The sequence below is a fragment of the Alcanivorax sp. HI0044 genome (genome assembly GCF_001634945.1).
The window spans coordinates 1-1213 of sequence record NZ_LWEZ01001022.1; the positions used below are offsets into that span (position 1 = coordinate 1).

At 52.4% G+C, this 1213-nt stretch carries 2 protein-coding genes; both read left to right on the forward strand.

Going from position 1 to position 1213, the window contains the following annotated elements; translation table 11 throughout:
* The first annotated feature begins 511 nt into the window (after positions 1 to 511).
* Positions 512 to 715, forward strand: a complete 204-nt coding sequence (locus A3730_RS32665) for a hypothetical protein (protein ID WP_063519302.1) — start codon at positions 512 to 514, stop codon at positions 713 to 715.
* A 170-nt stretch (positions 716 to 885) separates the two neighbouring features.
* On the forward strand, positions 886 to 1110 hold the full coding sequence (locus tag A3730_RS32670; RefSeq protein WP_231880735.1) for a hypothetical protein: 225 nt from the start codon (positions 886 to 888) through the stop codon (positions 1108 to 1110).
* Positions 1111 to 1213 lie beyond the last annotated feature (103 nt).

A 1213-nucleotide genomic window follows, 5' to 3' on the forward strand; every position in this document is an offset into this window, starting at 1 on the left:
AGACGATACCGTCTTCTTTATTCAGTTGGGCGAAAGTTTTTAGGCCGGGTTTCTTCGTTAAGATCTTCTTCGCGATGCAAGCATCGCCTCCCACAGAGAGGCTTCATTTTATGGGGTGGTGGTTTTGTGGGAAGCGATGCTTGCATCGCGAAGAAAGAGGCTCACCTTATATCCTCAAAAGGTTAAGGAACCTCTGAAAAACTCCTTGCATGCTCAGCGTGGCCTGAAGCGTGCAGCTGTTGCGTCTTGTCTTGATGGTCAGGGTGGTTCCCTTTCCGAGAGGCAAGGCGCAGCAGGTGTGCGCTTCAGGCCGCGCCTTTATGCCCGAACGGGTGCTTCGGGTCATCCAGGCTGGCCCGCACTCGTTGTTGCGCTTTTTCGATGGATGGACATATCTCGATCCCAGTTAGGGGACACCTTCAAAAGTGCGCCCTCTGTGCCCCGAATGGGGTATAGATTNCGAACCAGCCTGAAAGACTGAGTACGCAAGGAGTTTTTCAGAGGTTCCCTAGTGACGCTGCTGGTGGCCTTGGCCACCGGAAACTCCTGGGCTGTTGAAGATAGCCTGCGAGGGGGCTTTCTTGTGGGTGGAGGCTTTGCGCTGGATACCGGTAATTTTGCTGATGAGCTGGAAGATGCTCTGGGTGGTGGTTTCAACGTAGAAGATGATGGTGCCAGCACAGGGCCAGACCTGTACTTGGGGGTATGCTTTTAGTGGCGCTTCCTCTTTTCGTATTGGCTACCGCCAATTCGGGGAGCAATCCGGAGAGGTGTTCACGGGTGGAATGAAGATAGGCGAATATGAGGTGGATGCCGATGGTCTGTACCTGGCGGCTGATATCATGTTCCCACTTGCGGATACGGTTTACTTGGGGGGCATTGGGTTTGCAGAACTGGGATGGCGAATCCATTACTACCACTGCCCTCGGGACGTCGAAAAGCAGCAGCGATGGTCGGGATTTTTTCTATGGCCTGCGTGGTAAATTTCTTTTCAATCAGGGGAACGGCGGTATTGTCGCGGGTTACACCTTCTACAGCTTTGAAGATGAAATGGGTGAAGAGCTGGAATACAACAGTTTAAATTTGGGGGTGGAAGGCTACTTCCGCTGAGATTGAGCAAAGAAAAACCGCAGCCTGCGCTGCGGTTTTTCTTTGCCCGCCTTTAGGCCGAATTCTTTACTGTTAAGCGCTTTTCTCGAACAACAAGTCCCAG